The organism is Salinispora pacifica CNR114 (genome assembly GCF_000514775.1).
GTDB lineage: Bacteria > Actinomycetota > Actinomycetes > Mycobacteriales > Micromonosporaceae > Micromonospora > Micromonospora pacifica.
Map to the genome: position 1 here is coordinate 25902 of NZ_AZWO01000029.1, position 20256 is coordinate 46157.

19 protein-coding genes are annotated in these 20256 nt (G+C 73.0%); 12 read left to right on the forward strand and 7 right to left on the reverse strand.

Annotated elements, in window-relative coordinates; translation table 11 throughout:
• The 4 genes from B118_RS0117880 to B118_RS29570 are packed head-to-tail and all read right to left on the reverse strand — an operon-like array spanning nucleotide 1 to nucleotide 2659.
• Entirely contained in the window at nucleotides 1-219 is a 219-nt protein-coding gene (locus B118_RS0117880) for an MbtH family protein (RefSeq protein WP_028193134.1), read from the reverse strand.
• A 10-nt stretch (nucleotides 220-229) separates the two neighbouring features.
• The gene (sbnB, locus tag B118_RS28475) at nucleotides 230-1267 is read right to left on the reverse strand and encodes a 2,3-diaminopropionate biosynthesis protein SbnB (RefSeq protein WP_050592820.1); all 1038 of its coding nucleotides are present in this window, start codon (nucleotides 1265-1267) and stop codon (nucleotides 230-232) included.
• Nucleotides 1261-2259, reverse strand: a complete 999-nt coding sequence (gene sbnA / locus B118_RS0117890) for a 2,3-diaminopropionate biosynthesis protein SbnA (protein WP_028193135.1) — start codon at nucleotides 2257-2259, stop codon at nucleotides 1261-1263. Before sbnA ends, sbnB begins: the two co-directional genes overlap by 7 nt.
• 16 nt (nucleotides 2260-2275) lie before the next feature.
• On the reverse strand, nucleotides 2276-2659 hold the full coding sequence (locus B118_RS29570) for a hypothetical protein (protein WP_050592821.1): 384 nt from the start codon (nucleotides 2657-2659) through the stop codon (nucleotides 2276-2278).
• Nucleotides 2660-3122: 463 nt separating this feature from the next.
• Between B118_RS29570 and B118_RS0117900 the strand changes: the two genes are divergently transcribed.
• The 6 genes from B118_RS0117900 (at nucleotide 3123) to B118_RS0117925 (ending at nucleotide 9158) form a co-directional block, all read left to right on the forward strand.
• Entirely contained in the window at nucleotides 3123-3659 is a 537-nt protein-coding gene (locus B118_RS0117900; RefSeq protein WP_155256559.1) for a GNAT family protein, read from the forward strand.
• A gap of 63 nt (nucleotides 3660-3722) precedes the next feature.
• A complete protein-coding gene (locus B118_RS0117905; protein WP_028193137.1) occupies nucleotides 3723-4832 on the forward strand; it encodes a DegT/DnrJ/EryC1/StrS family aminotransferase in 1110 nt (369 codons plus the stop codon).
• A 34-nt stretch (nucleotides 4833-4866) separates the two neighbouring features.
• Nucleotides 4867-6297, forward strand: a complete 1431-nt coding sequence (locus B118_RS28485) for an NDP-hexose 2,3-dehydratase family protein (protein WP_050592822.1) — start codon at nucleotides 4867-4869, stop codon at nucleotides 6295-6297.
• A gap of 26 nt (nucleotides 6298-6323) precedes the next feature.
• A complete protein-coding gene (locus B118_RS28490) occupies nucleotides 6324-7478 on the forward strand; it encodes a nucleotide disphospho-sugar-binding domain-containing protein (protein ID WP_155256560.1) in 1155 nt (384 codons plus the stop codon).
• A gap of 14 nt (nucleotides 7479-7492) precedes the next feature.
• Nucleotides 7493-8107 (forward strand): dTDP-4-dehydrorhamnose 3,5-epimerase family protein, encoded by a 615-nt coding sequence (locus B118_RS0117920; protein ID WP_043541530.1) that lies wholly within the window; start codon nucleotides 7493-7495, stop codon nucleotides 8105-8107.
• 58 nt (nucleotides 8108-8165) lie between these two features.
• Entirely contained in the window at nucleotides 8166-9158 is a 993-nt protein-coding gene (locus B118_RS0117925; protein ID WP_028193139.1) for a Gfo/Idh/MocA family protein, read from the forward strand.
• A gap of 48 nt (nucleotides 9159-9206) precedes the next feature.
• On the opposite strand, the gene B118_RS28495 is transcribed toward B118_RS0117925, so the two are convergent.
• Genes B118_RS28495 through B118_RS0117940 form a run of 3 tightly spaced genes read right to left on the reverse strand, consistent with a single transcriptional unit; the run spans nucleotide 9207 to nucleotide 13017 of the window.
• On the reverse strand, nucleotides 9207-10367 hold the full coding sequence (locus B118_RS28495; RefSeq protein ID WP_050592824.1) for a cytochrome P450: 1161 nt from the start codon (nucleotides 10365-10367) through the stop codon (nucleotides 9207-9209).
• Nucleotides 10364-11329, reverse strand: coding sequence for a hypothetical protein (locus B118_RS0117935; RefSeq protein WP_155256561.1), 966 nt, complete (start codon nucleotides 11327-11329; stop codon nucleotides 10364-10366). Before B118_RS0117935 ends, B118_RS28495 begins: the two co-directional genes overlap by 4 nt.
• Before the next feature lie 17 nt (nucleotides 11330-11346).
• Nucleotides 11347-13017: a carbamoyltransferase N-terminal domain-containing protein gene (locus B118_RS0117940; protein ID WP_028193141.1), complete on the reverse strand. Its 1671-nt coding sequence runs from the start codon at nucleotides 13015-13017 to the stop codon at nucleotides 11347-11349.
• 416 nt (nucleotides 13018-13433) lie between these two features.
• Between B118_RS0117940 and B118_RS0117945 the strand changes: the two genes are divergently transcribed.
• The 6 genes from B118_RS0117945 to B118_RS0117970 all read left to right on the forward strand — a co-directional run bounded on the left by B118_RS0117945 (nucleotide 13434) and on the right by B118_RS0117970 (nucleotide 20254).
• Nucleotides 13434-14663 (forward strand): class I SAM-dependent methyltransferase, encoded by a 1230-nt coding sequence (locus tag B118_RS0117945; protein ID WP_028193142.1) that lies wholly within the window; start codon nucleotides 13434-13436, stop codon nucleotides 14661-14663.
• A gap of 69 nt (nucleotides 14664-14732) precedes the next feature.
• Entirely contained in the window at nucleotides 14733-16271 is a 1539-nt protein-coding gene (locus tag B118_RS0117950; RefSeq protein WP_028193143.1) for a tryptophan halogenase family protein, read from the forward strand.
• A 26-nt stretch (nucleotides 16272-16297) separates the two neighbouring features.
• Nucleotides 16298-16822, forward strand: a complete 525-nt coding sequence (locus B118_RS0117955) for a flavin reductase family protein (RefSeq protein WP_080678073.1) — start codon at nucleotides 16298-16300, stop codon at nucleotides 16820-16822.
• A complete protein-coding gene (locus B118_RS0117960; protein ID WP_050592825.1) occupies nucleotides 16819-18174 on the forward strand; it encodes a cation:proton antiporter in 1356 nt (451 codons plus the stop codon). The genes B118_RS0117955 and B118_RS0117960 overlap by 4 nt, the downstream gene beginning before the upstream one ends.
• 24 nt (nucleotides 18175-18198) lie before the next feature.
• Nucleotides 18199-19071, forward strand: a complete 873-nt coding sequence (rfbA, locus tag B118_RS0117965) for a glucose-1-phosphate thymidylyltransferase RfbA (protein ID WP_028193146.1) — start codon at nucleotides 18199-18201, stop codon at nucleotides 19069-19071.
• A 58-nt stretch (nucleotides 19072-19129) separates the two neighbouring features.
• Nucleotides 19130-20254, forward strand: a complete 1125-nt coding sequence (locus B118_RS0117970; protein ID WP_028193147.1) for a class I adenylate-forming enzyme family protein — start codon at nucleotides 19130-19132, stop codon at nucleotides 20252-20254.
• The last annotated feature ends 2 nt before the right edge of the window (nucleotides 20255-20256 follow it).

Consider the following 20256-nt stretch of genomic DNA (forward strand, 5'->3'; position numbering starts at 1 on the left):
TCAGCTGTCCTGTTCGGCCATCCGCCGCCGCAGGCTCAGCGGGCGCATGTCGGTCCAGATCCGTTCGACGTGGTCCAGGCACTGCTCGCGGGTGCCGGTGAAACCCTCGGCGCGCCACCCGTCGGGCACCTGCCGGTCGGCGGCCCACACCGAGTACTGCTCCTCGTGGTTCACCACCACGAGGAACGACCGGTCGGTGGTGGATTCGTGCTCTGTCATCGGTTTCCCTTCAGCGGTTGTCGGCGGCGGGGACGCGGTCGGCCGGGGCGTCGGCGGCGAAGTTCGGGACGTGCACACCGAGGCCGCGTTCGACGGCCACGTCGCGCACGTGCGCGGCGAGGGCGGCGTCGAGCGCGCCCAGGCCGAACGGGGAGAAGACGGTGAGGGCGCTCTCGTCGTAGGGCACCCGGACCCGCCCGGCGAGCAGGTCACCCAGTTCGGCGGCGATGAACCGGCGGTCACCGGCGGCCGTCTCGGCCAGCTCCAGCGAGGTCGCAGCCCGGCACACGTGGTCGGCGTCGTCGACCACGTTGCGGGCGCCCAGGACGGCCGGTGCGGTCAGGTCGCGCAGCGACAGGTGCAGCACCACCGTGCCCGGCCGGCACGCCCCGGCGTCGGTGTGCGGTCGGGCGGCGGTGGTGGCGAAGCAGACCAGCCGGTGCGCGGCGAGCGCGTCGGTCATCGACTCCGCCACCCGCACGGCGAGCCGCGGCCAGGTCGCGGTGGCGCGCTCGGCGAACCGGCGGGCCCGGCCCGGGTCGAGGTCGAACACGGTGACCGCGCCCAGCCGCGGCAGGTGCGCGTGCAGGAACCGCAGCACCTCGACGCTGATCAGCCCGGCGCCGATCAGGGCGACGCCGGCGGTGACGTCGGCGGGCGCCCCGGCGGTCAGGGCGCCGGCGGCCACGGCGGCGGAGGCGGCGGTGCGGCGCGCCGAGATGACCGAGCCCTCCAGCAGCGCCTCGGTCCGGCCGTCCGTGACCGAGCTGAGCAGGATGGCCGCCGAGGCCCGTTCCCGGCCCCGGTCGACGTTGCCCGGGAAGGAGGCGATCCACTTCAGCGAGGCCACCGGACGCGCGCCGCCGACGTAGGCGGGCAGGGCGATGACGCGGTTGCGCTCGTCGTCGGGGAAGCGCAGGAAGACCGAGTGGGGCACGGCGGTGGCGCCGTCCGCGTGGTGGACGTACGCGTCGCGGACCAGTCGGCAGACGGCCGGTTCGTCGCCGTCGAGGACCGCCAGGACGTCGGTGCGTCGCAGGATCAACACCGTGTCTTCTCCTTCCACAGGTGGCCGATCTCGCCGAACTTCGCTCGCACCCAGGCGTCGTCGTAGATCGTGTCGAGGTAGCGCTCGCCCCGGTCGGGCAGGATCAGCACGCAGGTGCTGCCGGCCGCCAACGTGCCCAGCCGCCCGGCGACGGCGCTGACGACGGCGCCCGACGAGCCGCCGCTGAGGATCGCCTCGGCGCCCACCAGCCGGCGGCATCCCACGACGCAGTCCTGGTCGGTGACCCGCACCACGGAGTCGGCGATACCGTCGTGGTAGAGGCCGGGCCGGATGGCCGCGCCGTGCCCCGGGATGAGCCGGCGGCAGGTCGAGCCGCCGAAGATCGCGCTGCCCTCGGCGTCAACCGCGGTGATCCGGGTCCGCAGGCCGTGCGCGGCCTTGTAGCGGGCGCAGCCGTGGATCGTGCCGCACGAGCCGGTGGCCACGAACAGGTGGTCCACCGGTTCGTCGAGCGCGGTCACGACCTCCCGCATGATCGCTTCCTGCGCGCGCCCGTTGAGCGGGTTCGCGTACTGGTTGGGCCAGTACGCGTCCGGTTCGCTGTCGAGCAGTTCCCGGACCCGGCGCAGGCGGGCGGCGAGGAAGTCGCCCAGATCGTTGTCCGGCTCGGTGACCCGGTCCAGCTCCGCGCCGTACGCCGACATGATCGCGCAGTTCTGCGCGGTCGTCTTCGGGTCGATCACGCAGACGAAGCGCAGGTCGAGCCAGCGGCACACCTGGGCGAGCCCGATGCCGAGGTTGCCGGAGCTGGACTCCACCACCGTCGAGCGGCCGGGGACCAGCTCACCGCTGTCGACGGCGCCGAGCACCATCGCGACGGCGGACCGGTCCTTCATGCTGCCGCCCGGGTTCAACGCCTCGAGCTTGGCGTAGAACCGGGCCGGCGAGCCGGGGAAGAGGCGGTCGAGTCGGACCAGCGGTGTGCCCCCGACGGCGGAGAGGATCCCGTCCCGGGGTGGCGTCTCGATCATCGGCGCCAGCGGTGCGTCACGCCGGGGCCGGGCCGTCGGCGGAGCCGGCCTGCGCCGCGCCGGCGTGGTCTGCGGCCTGCTCCTCGCCGGCGCCGTCCGCGGCCTGCTCCTCGCCGCGCACCCGGACGATGAACCGGGCCAGGTCCCGGAAGCTCTCGCCCTGGAACCCCTCCATCTTCTCCAGCAGCTTCATGTCCAGCCCGTTCTCCAGCTCCAGCAGCATCTGGACCATGGAGAACGAGTCCATGTCCTGCAGGCTGCCCGGCTCGGGCACGTCCGGCTGCTCGGCGCAGATCATCCGGGCGGTCCGGGTGACCACGTCGGTCAGCTCGTCGACGGCCTTCGTCAGCTCCTCGGCGGTCTCCCGATCCAGGTCCGCGGTCATTTCCACTGCCGCCATGTCTTCGCCCTTTCCATTCCTGCGGAATTGATTCGAGACGCGGCCGGAACAGTAATCGCATCGCCGTGCCGCGTGATGGGAGATGGCCGTCACCCAGGTTCTGGGTCGACCGCGGCTCACCTCGAGGCGCCGCAGATCAAGCGGGGGCGATGTTAAGCACGGCGTCGTGGGGAGGTCAATTGTGGAATGGCTCCCGCCACCGGTCGCGGCACCCGCGGGGCGCCCGGTCCGGCTGTCTCGCTGGCGGGACGGGCGGACCGCCGCGACGCCTGGCACGGCGGCGGATCCCACGTGGCGTTGCTTGACTGCGCCGGTCGCGATGTGGCTAGCTTCGCGGCACCCGGACACCTCCTCGACGGCGTTGCGAGCCGTCGCCCGACGGGAGGGGCCCAGTGGTCCGCGCCTTTGTGCGGAATGGAATCCGCGCCGGGTCGAAGTCACCGCGTGAAACGAGGACGAAACCGTGCTGTTTCCCTACACCGAATCGCGACGAATAGCGTTGCGGCCGGCCGGCGCCGCCGACGGGACCCAGGCGTACCGGGTCCTTTTCCGGGCCGGACGTGCGAACCTGCCGCTTCTCGACCAGTTCTGTGAGAGCTTCGGCCGCCGGCTCGCCGCCTGTTTCCTCATCCACCGCGTCGACGGCGACGACGCGCCGATCGGGCTGGGCACGCTGTCGGACCTCAGCCCGGCGGGCCACCTGCGCGCCGAAGTGGTGCTGACCCCGGGTCAGCCGGAGGAGCTGCTCGGCGAGGCGAGCGCATTGATCGTCAACTTCGCCTTCGCGATGTGGCGTACCCGCAAGGTCTACCTGCACGCGAACGACGCCGACCCGGCGAGCGTCGGCTTCGGCGGGGAGCACGCCGCGTTGGCCCGGGCCGAGGCGGTGCTGGAGAAGCACACGTTCGGCCAGGGCCGGCTGTGGGACGTCCACGTGTTCGCGGTCCACCGCGAGCAGTGGGACACCACCGGCGTGGACCTGCTCAAGCAGCTCGTCTGATCCGTTCAATCCGCCCATCGGAGTGCCGACGCGGGACTCCCGGCCTGGAGGTGAAGCGCCGAGATGACCCTTAATGTGTGGGGTTACTTGTCGGAGTACGAGAAGGAGCGCGACGACATCCTGAACGCCGTCGACACGGTGTTCAGCTCCGGCACGCTTGTGCTCGGGCCGAGCGTCGCCGCCTTCGAGCAGGAGTTCGCCGCCTACCACGGGGTGCCGCACTGCGTGGGTGTGGACAACGGCACCAACGCGATCGTCCTGGGCCTGCGGGCCCTGGGCGTCGGGCCCGGCGACGAGGTGGTGACGGTGTCGAACACCGCGGCGCCGACCGTGGTGGCGATCGACGCGGTCGGGGCCACCCCGGTCTTCGTCGACGTGGACCCGGACACCTACCTGATGGACGTGGCGCAGGTCGACGCCGCGTTGACCGCACGGACCCGCTGCCTGCTGCCGGTGCACCTCTACGGCCAGTGCGTCGACCTGGCCCCGCTGGAGGCCGTCGCGGCGCGCCACGGCCTGCCGATCCTGGAGGACTGCGCGCAGGCGCACGGCGCCCGCCAGCACGGCCGGATCGCCGGCTCGACGGGTCTGGCCGCCGCGTTCTCCTTCTATCCCACCAAGGTCCTCGGCGCCTACGGTGATGGCGGCGCGGTCCTCACCACCGACGCGGAGACCGACGCCGCGCTGCGGCGGCTGCGGTACTACGGGATGGAGCGCCAGTACCACGTCACCTCCACGCCCGGCTACAACAGCCGGCTGGACGCGGTGCAGGCGGAGATCCTGCGCCGCAAGCTGACCCGGCTCGACGACTACGTCGCCGGCCGGCGGGCGATCGCCGATCGGTACGCCGAGGCCCTCGCCGACACCGACGTCGTGGTGCCGGTGACCGCGCCGGGGAACGAGCACGTGTACTACGTCTACGTCGTCCGGCACCCCCGGCGCGACAAGATCATCGAGGCGATGCAGGCCCACGACGTCGCGTTGAACGTCAGCTACCGCTGGCCGGTGCACACCCAGACCGGCTTCGCCCACCTCGGGGTGCGCCCCGGGGCGCTGCCGGTGACCGAGGCGCTCGCCGACGAGATCTTCTCGCTGCCCATGTTCCCGTCGCTCGCCGTCGACGAGCAGGAACGGTTCATCGACACGTTCAAGACGGTGCTGGCGCGGATTTGAGCCGGCCCGGCCGACGAGGACAGGAGGAGCGGAGATGACGCGGCTCGCGGTTGCGGGTGACCGTACCGCCGGCGCCGGCCGGACCTGGCCGGACGCGGGCGCCGCCGACGACGGGGCGCTGGTGTCCCTGCGGCAGTTCGCCGCCTGGTGGGACGAGCGCCACCGCGCCGGGCGGTTCCGGGTCGACCGGATCCCGTTCGACGCGCTCGACTCCTGGTCGTTCGAGCCCCGCACCGGCAACCTCGGGCACGCCAGCGGCCGGTTCTTCACCATCGAGGGCCTGCGGGTCCGCGACAGCGGCGTCGACGGCTGGTCCCAACCGGTCATCAACCAGCCGGAGATCGGCATCCTGGGCATCGTCGTCAAGGAGTTCAACGGCGTCCTGCACTGCCTCATGCAGGCGAAGATGGAGCCCGGGAACGTCAACACCCTGCAGCTGTCGCCGACGGTGCAGGCCACCCGGAGCAACTACACCCAGGTGCACCACGGCACCGGCACCCGCTACCTGGAGCACTTCGTCGGGGCGCAGCGCGGCCAGGTCCTCGTCGACGTGCTGCAGTCCGAGCAGGGGGCCTGGTTCTGGCGCAAGCGCAACCGCAACATGGTGGTGCTGGTGACCGGCGACGTGCCGGTGCACGAGGACTACTGCTGGTTGACGCCGGCTCAGATACGCGAGCTGATGGGCGTCGACAACCTGGTCAACATGGACGCCCGCACGGTGCTGTCGTGCATGCCGTTCGCGCAGCCCCGGGAGGACGAGGCGGTCACCGGCGACGAGTTCCGCGACGCGCTGGTCCGCTCCTACCAGTACCAACCGCAGGCCGCGCCGGTCGGGCCGCTGCACAACCCCGGCGCGATCCTCAGCTGGTTCACCGAGGCGAAGACCCGGTGCGACTGGACGGCCCGGCTGGTGCCGCTGGGCGAGGTGGCGCGGTGGTCCCGCACCGCCGACGAGATCCGGCACGACGAGGGCCGGCACTTCGGCATCATCGCGGTGCGGGTGGAGGCCGGCACCCGCGAGGTGCGCCAGTGGACCCAGCCGCTGCTGAGCCCGCGGGGCCAGGGCCGCGCGGTGTTCCTGGTCCGCCCGATCCAGGGGGTGCTGCACCTGCTGGTGCAGGCCCGACCCGAGTACGGGCTGATGGACATGGTGGAGATGGCCCCGACGGTGCAGCTGCTGTCGGACTCCCCGGTGGGGGAGATCGCCGACCCGTTCCCGCGGGACCTGATGGCCGCCGGGACGGCCCGGGTGCGCTATGACAACCTCCTGTCGGAGGAGGGTGGGCGGTTCCACCACGCCCTGACCCGCTACCAGATCATCGAGGTGAGCGAGGACGTGCCGCTCGACGTGCCGCCGCAGTACTGCTGGATGACCGTCCGTCAGCTCACCGACCTGCTCCGGCATGGCCACTACCTCAACATCGAAGCGCGTAGCCTGCTGGCCTGCCTGCCCAGCATGTGCTGAGCGCCGGCCGGGACGAAGGAGCGACTGTGCGCCTGCTTTTCACCACCGCGCCCCTGCATGGGCACTTCTATCCGCTGGCGCAGGTGGCCTGGGCGGCCCGGGCCGGCGGGCACGAGGTGCTCGTGGCCGTGCCGGACGACTTCGTCGCGACGGTGCTCGCGGCCGGGTTGCCGGTGGCGTCCTGCGGCCCGGCGGTGGACCTGGCCGGTCGGCTCGCGGCGCCCGACGCGCCGCCGCACGGCAGCGCCGAACGGCGGTACGCCACCGGTCGGGCGTTGGGCCGGGTGGCGGCGTCGTCGCTGCCCGGCATGACGGCCGTGGTGACGCACTGGGCGCCGGACCTGGTGGTCAGCGAGCGGACCGAGTTCGCCGGACCGCTTGCCGCGGCGGCTGCCGGCGTCGCGCACGTGGAGTACCGGTGGGGCGTCGCGCCGCTTGTGGAGTACCGGGCCGGGGCGGTGGCCGAGCTGGCCCACGCCGGCGCCGGCGAGCCGCCGGACCCGGTTGAGGTGTTCAGCCCGTGGCCGGCGACGCTGCGGCCGGCTCACCCGGCGGCACGCAGCATCCGCGACGTGGCGTACAACGGCGCGGCGTTCCTGCCGGGGTGGTTGCTGCGGCCGCGCACCCGGCCGCGGATCTGCGTGACCCTGGGCACCCTGGTGCCCCGGCTGGGCGGCGCGACCGGCCCGGACGTGGCGGGGTGGGTGCGTGGGCTGGCCGGGCTCGACGTCGAGGTGCTGGTCGCGGCCGACGAGGGGACGGCCCCGGCGTGGGGGCCGCTGCCCGACGGCGTTCGCGTCGGCCGGTTGCCGCTGGGGCAGGTGCTGCCGGCGTGCGACGTGCTGGTGAACCACGGCGGCCAGGGCACGGTGCTGGCCGCGCTCGGCGCCGGCTGCCCCCAGTTGTGCCTGCCGCAGTTCGACGATCAGTTCGACAACGCCCGGGCCGTGACCCGGGCGGGCGCCGGGCTGACGCTGCAAACGGGGGAGGCGACGCCGGAGGCGGTCACCGAGCTCGGCCGTCGGCTCCTGCACGACTCCCGTCACGTCCGCGACGCGCGGCGGATCGCCGCGGAGATCGCGACGCATCCGTCACCGGTCGAGGTCTCCGACGAGCTGGTGAAGTTGGCGGCGCCCGGCGTGGGCGCCATGAGGTCCGGTCCGTTGCCGAAGCGAGGTTGATGACTGTGTCGAAGATGACGATCACCGAGATGGAGATCCCGAACGCCTACCGGATCCAGCCGGAGCGGCACCTCGACCGGCGCGGCTACTTCTTCGAGGCGTTGCGGGAGGAGCAGTTGTCCGCCACGATCGGCTACCCGTTCCGGCTGGGGCAGGTCAACTACTCGTCGAGTCGCCGCAACACGGTGCGGGGCATCCACGGCACGTCGCTGCCGCCAGGGCAGGCCAAGCTGGTCACCTGTGTGCGCGGCGCGGTGCTCGACGTGGTGGTGGACCTGCGGATCGGGTCGCCGACATACGGCCGGTTCGAGGTCACCCACCAGGAGGCGGACTCCGGCACGGCGGTGTACCTGGCCGACGGGCTGGGCCACGCGTTCCTGGCGCTGACCGACGACGCGATCATGAGCTACCTGTGCTCCGAGGAGTTCGTGCCCGGCACGATGATCGAGATCAACCCGTTGGATCCGGAGATCGGCATCACCTGGTCGGTGACCAAGGAGCCGATCATGTCCGACAAGGACGCCGCCGCGCCGTCGTTGGCCGAGGCGGCGGCGGCCGGCAGGCTGCCGAGCTACGACGAGTGCCTCACGCACTACGCGGCGCTGAAGGCGAGCCCGGCGCCGCGCTGACCGCCCGACGTCACCGTCCCCCCGTCCAGCCCACTGCCGAGCGGAGTCCTTGCCGATGATGAGCCGCAGCACGACCGACCGGGTCCGCATGGGGGTGATGGGCTGCGCGGACATCGCCTGGCGCAAGACCCTGCCGGCGATGGTGGCGGAGCCCGCGATCCAGGTCACCGCGATCGCCAGCCGGGACCGGGGCAAGGCCGAGGTCTTCGCCGACCGGTTCTCTGGCGCGGCGGTGGAGGGTTACCAGGCCCTGCTCGACCGGGACGACGTGGACGCCGTCTACCTGCCGTTGCCGGCGCGGCTGCACGCCGAGTGGATCGAGCGCGCGCTCGCCGCCGGCAAGCACGTCCTGGTCGAGAAACCGATGACGGACAGCCGCCCGGCCACCGAGCGACTCGTCGAGATGGCCCGCGCCCGGCAACTGGTGCTGCTGGAGAACTTCATGTTCCTCTACCACTCGCAGCACTCGGCGGTGCGCAAGCTCGTCGCCGACGGCGCCATCGGCGAGTTGCGCGCCTTCAGCAGCGCCTTCACCATCCCGCCCAAGCCGGTCGGTGACATCCGCTACCAGCAGAAGGTCGGCGGCGGGGCGTTCCTCGACTTCGGCGGTTACCCGATCCGGGCGGCGTTGCAGTTCCTCGGCGGCGACCTGCGGATCGTCGGCGCGATGTTTCGCCGCGACCCGCGACACGACGTGGTGATGTCCGGCCACGTGCTGCTCTGCACCTCCGACGGCATCGCCGCGCAGTTGAGCTTCGGCATGGAGCACTCGTACCGCAACAGCTACAGCCTCGCCGGCAGCACCGGCCGGATCATGCTGGACCGGGTGTTCACGCCGCCCGAGACCTACCAGCCGGTGCTGCGGATCGAGCGCCAGGACCATCGCGAGGAGTTCGTCCTGCCGGTGGACCACCAGTTCGCCAACGTGGTGCGCGAGTTCGCCCGGGCGGTGCTCGACGGCGACGACCTGCGCGCGCAGCAGGAGTGGACGCTGCAGCAGGCCGACCTGATGGACCGGGTGCGCGAGGCCGCCCTCGTCGTCGACATCTAGGGCCTGTTACGCAGGGGCGGTCGAGCCGCCGGCCGGACGCCCGGCGGCTCAGACCCGCCAGGCCACCGGCAGCCGTTCGAAGCCGTTGAGCAACTCGGCGCGGACCCGGTCGGGTACGCCGTCCGGGCGCAGTCCGGGCAGGCGGTCGAGGACCGCGCGCACCGCGGTGGTGGCCTCCAGGCGGGCCAGCGACGCGCCCAGGCAGTAGTGGACGCCGTGGCCGAAGGCGAGGTGCCGGCGCAGTTGCGCGGGCGGGCGGGTCACGTCGAACCGGTCCGGGTCGGGCCAGTGCTCCGGGTCGCGGTTGGCCGCGGCGAGCAGCGGCAGCACCTTGGCCCGCTCGGGGATGGCGACGCCGGCCAGTTCGGTGGCGCGGCCGGCGGTGCGGAACAGGCCGCGCAGCGGCGCGTCGACCCGCAGGCTCTCCTCGACGGCGGCGGCCACCAGGCCCGGGTCGCGGCGTACCAGGTCGAGCTGGTCGGGGTCGGTGAGCAGCCGGTGCACCACGTTGCCGATGAGCAGCGCCGTGGTGGAGCTGCCGGCGACCAGCAGGAACTGGCAGAAGCCGAGCAGTTCGGCGTGGCTGAGCGGACGGCCGTCGGGCTCTGCGGTCATCAGGGTGGTCAGCAGGTCCGGCGGGGGCGTGCCGCCGGCGTCCAGGTGCGCGCGGCGCCGCCGCAGGTGCGCGTCGAAGTGCAGGTGGAACGACCGGTAGGCGGGCGCGACCCGGTGGTCGAGCGACCCGCGCGGGCGGCTCAGCCCCTCGGCCAGCGCCAGCACCCACGACCAGTAGCGCGGGGCGTGCTCGACCTCGGCGCCGAGCATCCGGCAGGTCACCGTCATCGACAGCGGCACCGCCAGGTCGGCCATCAGGTCGGCGTGGCCGCGCGGGGCGAGGCCGTCCACCAGGGAGTCGACCAGTTCCTGGACGGAGCCGCCGAGGCCGGCGACGGCGGCCGGCCGGAACGCCGGGGCGAGCAGCGCCCGCTGGCGGGTGTGCAGCGGCGGGTCGCTGGCGACCAGGACGCCGCCGGGCTGGGCGTGGACCAGGCCGGGGCCGAGGCGCGACGGCCAGGTCGTGTCGTCGGTGAGCACCGCCCGCACGTCGCGTTCGCGGCTGATCCGGTAGTGGGGGGCGGGGTGGGCCACCGGGCAGACCGCCGGCGTCCGGCGGTCGTCGGCGGTGGGCGGCCCGGGTTCGGCGTTCACTCGTAGCCGTACTGCTGGAGGATGTCGCCGAACTGTTCGGTGAACCGGGCCAGGTTCCGGGCGGTGAACCGGTCCCGCCAGCCGCCACTGCGGCCCTGGTGGAAGCTCCACGCGTCGGGGTTGTAGACCCGATCGGCGATCGCCTCGGCGTCGCTGTCGGACCCGATGTGCCGCAGGACGTCGTTGACCGCCGCGACCTGCCGCTCCCGGGTGCCGCCGCCGCGGGGGCCGATCAGGTCCTCGTAGCGGACCTTGCACACGCCGGGGTGGTGGAGCATCCAGAGCGCCTTCTCGAACTGGTCGCGGGCCAGGAAGGACGGGTCCCGCAACGCGTAGTCGATCTTCTCTTCCCAGGTGTTCTTGCTGGCCAGGATCCGGCTGAAGATGTCGGCCTCGTAGAAGTTGCCATACCCCTCGCGGGTGCGCCCCTCCAGGAAATTGATCATGGAGACGACCGTGTCGCGCGGATCCCGGTAGTTGAGGATCAGCGGCGGCGAGGCGGTCTCCACCCACTCGCTGAGGAAGCTGCCGTCCACCCGGTGGATGTCGAGCTCGTGCAGGATCCAGCACAGACCGTCGGGGGTGTCGGCGAACCGGGTGTACGGCAGGTAGGGGTTGGTGACGAAGTCCGCGGCCACGTCGAGGCGGGTCTGGCCGTACCGGTTGACCAGCTGCTGCCCGAGTCGCTGCTGCCAGTGCCACGTCAGCGCCGACCACGCCTGGTCGGTGACGTCGGCGAACCGGGCGGTGCCGCGCAGCGCCAGCAGGTCGTCGTGGTCGCCCTTCGCCAGCACCAGGGCGGCGATCGCGGCGCGCTGCTCGTCGTCGAACTCCGGCACCGTACGCGGCCCGGGACGGGGCACGCCGACGATGCGGTAACCCATCTCCAGCATCAGTTCCTGCATCAGGTGGGTGCCTGACTTCTGGAACGAGATGACCATGGTGCGCGGTGCGTGGCTCATCGATCCGGCTCCTGTCGTCACTTCGTGCTCCGCCGCTGTCCGCCGGGGTGGACCCGACGGTGCAGCACGCCGTCGGCCCAGACCAGTTCGACCCCGCCCCACCGCAGCGCGGCCTCCACCGTGTCCAGCACGCCGAGCGCGACGTCGACCTCGCCGAGGACGGCCAGGACCGGCACGTCGCTCCACGTGCGGTACTCGCGCAGGATCGTCCGCAGGACGGCGTCGTCGTCGGCCGCGCTCACCCGGGCCGTGCCGTCGGCGCGGGTGACGACCGGCAGCCGGGAGCGCCAGGCGGGCATGAGCTGCCTGTCGTACCCGGCGTGCGGGTCGGCGGCGTCGGGCCGGAACACGGCCGCGGCCCGGTCCCGCAGGCACAACGCGGCGGCGCGCCGGTACGCCGGGCGGTCGGCGAGCCGGTTGAGCAGATCGCGCGTGGCCGGCGCGGTGGCGGGCGCGAGGATCGCCCGGGAGCCGACCGGGCCGGGACCGGCGTAGAGCCGGCCGCGCAGCACCACCGCGGGCAGGCCGGTGCGGTGGATCAGCCGGGCCAGCTCCTCCGGGCGGCACGGCGCGGTCGACCAACCCGGCGGCACGTGCGGCGTGCGCCCGGGCAGGGGCCCGAGCCGCAGGTCCCACGGCAGCCAGCGCAGGCCGTCACCGAGGCCCAGCGCGGCCGCGCCGACCGCGCCGGCGGCCCCGTCCGGGTACGGCGGCACCCACATCCGCCGGACCAGCGGGTGCTCCCGCAGGGCGGCGGTAAGCGCCGGCGAGCCGGCGGCGCTGCCGGTGAAGCAGAGGTCGACCGGGCCGTCGCCGGCCAGCAGGTCGGCCAGTCGCTCGGCGAGCAGGCCGCCGAGGAAGCGCTGGAGGCCGGCGGCCAGGTCGGCCGCGTCGACGCCGTGGGCGTCGGCGGCCCGGCGCAGGTCGGTCAGGAACGCGGTGGTGTGCCACACCGACGGCTCGACGGACCGCCCGCGGCCGAGAACGCTCGCGCGGTACTCCTTGGCCGCCGCGGTGTCCGCCTCGAAGTGCTCGTCCACGAGCCTGCCGACGAGCGTGGTCACCTCGGTGCGTACCGTCCCCGACCCGGCCAGGTCGGCCAGCGCCGCGCCGGGTGCCGGCTCGCGGCCCTGACCGGCCGGTCCGAGCACCCGCGCGGCCAGGTCCAGGACCATGCCGGTGATCGGGAACAGCTCACCCCGCGACTCGCTGCGCCCTCGCCCGTCGACCCGGGCGAGGCACGGGAAGCTGTCCGCGTCCCAAACCAGCACCGTCGCGCCGGCGCCGTCGCGGGCGAACGGGCTGGTGCAGTACGTGGCGGCGACGTGCCCGGCGAGGTGGGCGTAGCTGACGTACGGGACGGCCGTGCCGCCCACCGTCAGCGTGCCCTCGGCCACCACCGGCGGATGGGTGTCCAGGTGCCCGGCGGCGGCCAGCTCCACCGGCGCGTCCGGCGGCCCCAGCCGCAGCCGGCCGTCGGTGGTGCCGGGCCCGCCGTCGACCACCCAGGCGTCGACGGCGTCGACCGTGCGCCGGATTGCGCCGAGTGTTTCCGCGACCCGGTCGACGGCGGCCTTGGTGGACCCTTCTACATCGACATCCAACAATGTTGATGCGAGTTCGATCCGGCCGTTGCGAATCAGCGCGAGACCACCTCTGCCGGTCAACTTGAGCCCTGCGACGATCACGACTGTTCCTCCCGTCGGCGTTCGGCCGAGACGTGTCCTCCAGTTGGCGAGCCGACGGGGCGAGACGTCGACGCCGACGTCGCGTGGGCGTCCGGCGAGCGGCCCGAGGAGGTGCCCGAAGCTAACGAGCGGGCCGTACGCCGGTCAACGACGGTCGGGCGGGAAGGGCCGCCCGGCGGGCGAACGTCTCGCTGGCGGGACATCCCCGGTGGCCGTCCCGACGCGGCCCGAGCAGCGACGCGCGTCGGCCCGCTCTTCTGCCGGGCGCCGATGTCGGGGCACACTCCCATTCGTGCGATAGCGTCGCGCCGGATCGCTTCCAGGTGTCGTGATGTGCCGGCACGTATCTGGTTCTCTCATCACGCTGCGGCCTCTCGCGCCGCATTCGACGTCGATCGGTCTAGTCAGGAGTTGTCATGTCGAGCACGTCCCAATGCCGCGTGTGCGGCGGCACGGTCAACGAGTTCTTCGACTTCGGGCGCCAGCCGCTGTCGGATGCCTTCCTGGAGCCCGACGCCGACCTCGACGGCGAGTTCTTCTTCCGGCTCGCCACCGGGCTCTGCGCGGACTGCACGATGGTGCAGCTGATGGAGGAGGTGCCCCGCGACCGGATGTTCCACGAGGCGTACCCGTACCACTCGTCCGGATCCGCCTACATGCGGTCGCATTTCGAGGGCCTGGCCAAGCGGCTGCTCACCACGGAGTTGACCGGCGACGACCCGTTCGTCGTGGAGGCCGGCTGCAACGACGGGGTGATGCTGCGGACGCTCGCCGAGTCCGGCGTCCGCCACCTCGGCGTGGAGCCCTCCGGCGGCGTGGCCGACGTGGCCGCGGCGAAGGGGATCCGGGTCCGCAAGTCGTTCTTCGAGGAGTCGACGGCGCGTGAGATCCGGGCCGCCGACGGGCCGGCCGACGTCATCTACGCCGCCAACACGCTGTGCCACATCCCGTACATCGGGTCGATCCTGACCGGGGTGCGGGCGCTGCTCGCCCCCACCGGCGTGTTCGTGTTCGAGGACCCCTACTTGGGCGACATCGTCGAGCGGGCCTCGTTCGACCAGATCTACGACGAGCACTTCTTCTTCTTCACCGCCCGCTCGGTGCAGGAGATGGCGCAGCGGCACGACCTGGAGCTGGTCGACGTGGAGCGGCTGCCGGTGCACGGCGGCGAGGTGCGCTACACGCTCGCGATCGCCGGCGCCCGTACGCCCACGCCGGCCGTCGCCGACCTGCTCGCCGAGGAGCGGGCCCGCGGGCTCGCCGACCGGGCCACCCTGGACGGCTTCGGCGAGCGGGTGCTGCGCATCCGGGACGACCTGACCGCGTTGCTGCGCCGGCTGCGGGCCGAGGGCAAGCGGGTCGTCGGCTACGGCGCCACCGCCAAGAGCGCGACCGTGACCAACTTCTGCGGCATCGGCCCGGACCTGGTGTCGACGGTCGTCGACACCACCCGGGCGAAGCAGAACCGGCTCACCCCCGGGGCGCACATCCCGGTGGTCGACGCGGCGGCCTTCGCCGATCCGTACCCGGACTACGCGCTGCTGTTCGCGTGGAACCACGCCGACGAGATCCAGGCCAAGGAGCAGGGGTTCCGGGCGGCCGGCGGCCGGTGGATCCGGTACGTCCCCGAGGTGCGGATCGACTGACCGGCCCCGACACACCACCCCACGGGCACGGCTGGGCCGTCCCGACCAGACGTCAGGGAGACAGAGCACATGATCCGAAACGTGGTCATCGTCGGCGGCGGGACGGCCGGATGGATGACGGCCAGCTACCTCAAGGCGGCGTTCGCCGACCGCGTCGACGTGACTCTCATCGAGTCCGCCCAGGTCTCGCGCATCGGCGTGGGCGAGGCGACCTTCAGCACCCTGCGGCACTTCTTCGACTACCTGGGCCTGGACGAGGCGGACTGGCTGCCCCGCTGCGCCGGCGGCTACAAGCTGGGCATCCGGTTCGAGAACTGGAACCGCCCGGGCGAGCACTTCTACCACCCGTTCGAGCGCCTGCGGATGGTCGACGGGTTCTCGCTCGCCGACTGGTGGCTCGCCCTGGGCGACCGCAGCCGGCCCTTCGACGAGGCGTGTTTCCTCACCCGGGCCCTCTGCGAGGCGAAACGCTCCCCGCGAATGCGTGACGGCTCGCTGTTCACGACGGGCCTGGACGGCCGACTCGGCCGGTCCACCCTGGACGAGCAGCGCGCCCAGTTCCCGTACGCTTACCACTTCGACGCCGACGAGGTGGCCCGCTACCTCGCCGGGTACGCCAAGGCGCGCGGGGTGCGGCACGTGGTCGACAACGTGGCGCACGTGGCCCGCGACGAGCGCGGCTGGATCGGCCACGTGGTCACCGACGAGCACGGGACGGTCGCCGGCGACCTCTTCGTCGACTGCACCGGATTCCGCGGCCTGCTGATCAACCAGACGCTCGGCACCCCGTTCGAGTCGTTCCAGGACGTGCTGCCCAACAACCGCGCGGTCGCGGTGCGGGTGCCCCGCGAGGACGCGACCGAGATGAGCCCCTACACCACGGCGACCGCGATGAGCGCCGGCTGGATGTGGACCATCCCGCTGTTCCGGCGCAACGGCAACGGCTACGTCTACTCCGACGAGTTCATCAGCCCGGAGGAGGCGGAGAAGGAGCTGCGCGCCGCCGTCGCCCCCGGCCGCGACGACGTGCCGGCCAACCACATCCGGATGCGGATCGGCCGCAACCGGGAGTCCTGGGTGCACAACTGCGTCGCCATCGGCCTGTCCAGCGCGTTCGTGGAACCGCTGGAGTCCACCGGGATCTTCTTCATCCAGCACGGCATCGAGCAGCTGGTGCGCTACTTCCCGGACGAGCGCTGGGACCCGGTGCAGATCGCCGCCTACAACGACCGGGTCGGGCGGGCCGTCGACGGGGTCAAGGAGTTCCTGGTCCTGCACTACCGGGCCGCGCAGCGCGAGGACACGCCGTACTGGAAGGAGGCCAAGCGACGCCGGCTGACCGACGGCCTGGCGGAGCGGTTGGAGCTCGCCGGCTCGCGTCTGCTCGACGAGGAGACGATCTACCCGTACTACCACGGGTTCGAGAGCTACTCCTGGAACGCGATGAACCTCGGGCTGGGGCACGTGCCGACGTCGCCGGCGCCGGCCCTGCGGCACCTCGACCCGGCCCGCGCCCACGCCGAGTTCGCGCGGCTCCGAGCCGAGGGCGAGGCGCTCGTGGCCGCGCTGCCCAGCTGTTACGAGTACCTCGCCGGGCTCAACGACTGATCTCCGATCGCAGCGGAGGGCCACCGATGACCACCCTTTCGTCCGACGACGTGTCGGCGGCGCAGCCCGGCCACCCGGGCCCGCCGCACGGGTTCCGCACCTTCATGCGCGGCTACGTCACCGGCGTCGCGGTCGTCACCTCGACCGGCGCCGACGACCAGCCGCACGGGCTGACCTGCAACTCGTTGGCCAGCGTGACGATGGACCCGCCCACGCTGCTGGTCTGCCTCGACACGTGCAGCGGCACCCTGGCGGCCATCCGTGAGCGCGACAGCTTCATGGTCAACCTGCTGCACGCCGCGGCCCGGCAGACGGCGGAGATGTTCGCCGCGCCGCGGCCGGACCGCTTCGGCGCGGTGGCGTGGCGGTTGTCGCCGCGGCGCGCGCTGCCCTGGCTGGCCGAGGACGCGTTCGCCGCCGCCGAGTGCGACGTGGTCGACCTGCGGACCGTCGGCGACCACGTCGTCGTCTTCGGTCGGGTGGTCAAGGCCGCCGGCGGCGAGGGCCGCCCGCTGCTCTACGGCCGCCGCTCCTATCTGGAGGCCCGGTGAGCGACGGCGCGCAGACCGTCGGAGTCGGCCGGCGGGGCCGGCTGGTCGTCGCCGCCGGGGCCGCGGTGCTCGCCGGCATCGTGGCGCTGTGGGGCACCGACCTGGTCGACGTCGGGCCGGTCGACCCGCTCACCGGGTTCCTGCTCGCCGTCGCCGTGATCCTCGCCGGTAGCCACCTGGTGGGCGAGCTGATGCGCCGGCTGGGGCAGCCCGCGGTGCTCGGCGAGATCCTCGGCGGCCTGCTGCTCGGCCCGTCGGCGCTGGGCCTGCTCAGCCCCGGCCTGCACCGGTGGCTCTTCCCGCCGGACGTGCTTGTCAACCTGGACCGGATGGCCCAACTCGGTCTGGTCGTGTTCATGTTCCTGCTCGGCTGCGAGCTGCGCACCGGCGGGGCGCAGCGACCACGCGCCGTCGGCCTGGTGGTGCTCGGTGGCATGGGCCTGCCGGTCGTCGCGGGCTTCGGCCTGGCCCTCGCGGCCGAGCCGGTGCTGCGCGGGGCCGGCGCGCCGGTGCCGGCGTACGCGCTCTTCCTCGGCCTCGCGCTCGCCATCACCGCGCTGCCCGTGCTGGCCCGCATCCTGGTCGACCTGCGACTGGACCGCAGCCGCACCGGGGCGCTGGCCCTGTCGTCGGCGGCGGCCGGCGACGGCGTCGCCTGGCTGGCGCTGACGGTGATCCTCGCGGCGGCGACCTCCGGGGCCGACGTGCGGTCGGTGACCGGGGCGGCGGTCCACCTCGCCCTGGTGCTCGTGCTCTTCCTTTGCCTGCGGCCGGTGCTGGCGGCGATCGTGCGGCGCTCCGGCTCCGAGCGGGCGCTCGTCGTCGTCCTGGTCGTCGGCGCCATCGCGTTCGCGGCGTTGACCCAGCTGGTCGGCCTGCACCCGCTGATCGGCGCCTTCCTCTTCGGCGTCGCGCTGCCGCGCCGGTCGCCGGTGGTGGAGCGGATCAACCACCAACTCCAGGGCTTCACCCTGACGATCCTGCTGCCGCTGTTCTTCGCCGGGGTCGGCCTGGCCGCCTCGGTGGGCCTGCTCGGCGGCGACCCCGGCCACTGGCTGCTCTTCCTCGGCGTGCTCGCGGTCGCGGCGGTGACGAAGGTGGCCGGCGCCGGCGGCGGCGCCCGGCTCGCCGGCCTGCCGGCACGCGACGCGGTACGGGTCGGCGTGCTGATGAACTGCCGGGGCGTCACCGAGCTGGTCATCGCCAGCATCGGCCTGCGGTCCGGCCTGGTCAACGAGCTCGGCTTCACCATCCTGGTGCTCACCGCCGTGGTGACCACCGCGATGACGGCGCCGCTGGCCCGCGCGCTGGCCCGCGACGACGCCGCGTCGGCCGATCCGGCCGGCCCCTGACCGACTCCACGAACGGACAAGTCGATGAATGGAATAGTGCTCGCCGGCGGGAGCGGAACCCGGCTCTACCCGCTCACCCTGGCGACGTCCAAGCAACTGCTCGCGGTCTACGACAAGCCGATGGTCTACTACCCGATGTCGGTGCTGATGCTGGCCGGCATCCGCGACATCCTGATCATCTCCAACCCGCCCAGCATCCCGGCGCTGCGGGCGTTGTTCGGCGACGGCTCGCATCTGGGCCTGCACATCACCTACGCCGAGCAGCAGGAGCCGCGGGGCATCGCCGAGGCGTTCCTGATCGGCGCCGACCACATCGTCGGCGAGCCGTGCGCGCTCGTCCTCGGCGACAACATCTTCCACGGCGCGGGGTTCCCGCAGCTGCTGCGCTCCTCGCGGGAGGAACTGGACGGCTGCATGCTGTTCGGCTACCCGGTGTCCGACCCCTACCGCTACGGCATCGGCGAGGTCGACGCGTCCGGCGCGCTGGTCTCGATCGAGGAGAAGCCGGCCCACCCGCGGTCGGACAACGCGATCACCGGGCTGTACTTCTACGACTCCGACGTCGTCGAGATCGCCCGCGAGCTGGTGCCCTCGCCCCGGGGCGAACTGGAGATCACCGACGTCAACCTGGCCTACCTCAAGCAGGGCCGGGCCCGGCTGCAACGCCTCGGGCGCGGTTTCACCTGGCTGGACGCCGGCACGCACGACTCGATGCTCGCCGCCACCCAGTACGTGCAGGTGATCGAGAAGCGCCAGGGCGTGCGGGTGGCGTGCCTGGAGGAGATCGCCCTGCGGATGGGCTACATCGACGCGGAGGCGTGCCACCGGCTCGGATTGGAGGCCCGCAACTCCGACTACGGGCGTTACCTGCTGGAGCTCGCGGAGACGGTCGGATGAGCGGGGTGCGACGCGCGGCGGCGTTCCCGCACGTCCCCGGCCGGACGCGGGCCGGCCGATGAGCTACGTCGACGTCGCGCCGGCGAGCCTGCTGGCCCGGGGCCCGGCGGACCGCGAGGTGACCGAGGGGGCCTGGCGGGTCCGGTGGGACCGCGTGGCCGGCGACCCGGCGGAGTTGGTGCGCGGTCACATGGCGCCGGCCCTCGACTTCCACACCTCCGGCAGCACCGGGGAGAGCCTCTGCTGGCGGCGTGGCCGCGAGGCGGCCTGGCGGGAGGCGGGCCTGCTCGCCGACCTGGTCGCCGAGGACCGGCCCGGCGCGGTGGTGTCGTTCGTGCCCCCGGTGCACATCTACGGCGCGCTGGCCACGCTGTTGCTGCCGGCCCGCCTCGGCGCGCCGGTCTGGTACCGCAAGTCGTTCTTCGGGCCGATGCCCGAGGTGGAGTCGTCGCGGGTGCTCGTGGTCGCCACGCCGTGGATCTTCACCCTGCTGTTGCAGCACCTCGACTGGGTGCGCCGCTTCGAACGGGTGACCGTGCTGCACAGCAGCGCCATGCTGCCGGACACCGCGGGTCAACTGCGGGCCGAGGTGGGCGGGGACCGGTTGGGCGTGGTGGAGATTCTCGGCTCGACCGAGACCGGGGGGATCGCCACCCGCCGGTGGGCCACCGGCGCGCCCGGCCCGTGGACGCTCTTCCCGGACGTCACGTTCGCGGACCGGCCCGAGGACGCCGGGGCGGGGGAGGACAGCCCGCTTGTCGTACGCAGCCCCCGCCTGGCGTACCGGCCGGGTGCGACGCCGCCCCGGCAGGCGAGCACCGGCGACCTGGTCCGGCGCCGCGACGACCGGACGTTCGACCTGGTCGGCCGCAGCAGCCGGCTGGTGAAGGTGAACGGCCGCCGGGTCAACCTCGACGACCGGGAACGGGTGCTGCGCGCCGCGATCGACTGCGCCGACCTGGCGCTCGTGCCGGTGGCCGACCCGGTGATCGGCGAGCACGTCGACCTGCTGGTCGTCGCGCCCGGGCGGACGCTCGCCGACCTCGACCTCGCCGCCGGGTTCTCCGCCATGGGGATGCGTCCCCGCAAGGTTCATCTGGTGCCCGGGATCGACCGGTCCGAGACCGGCAAGCTGCGGTACCGCCAGCCGACAATCACCGCCGACGCGGAGGTAGCGACGTGACC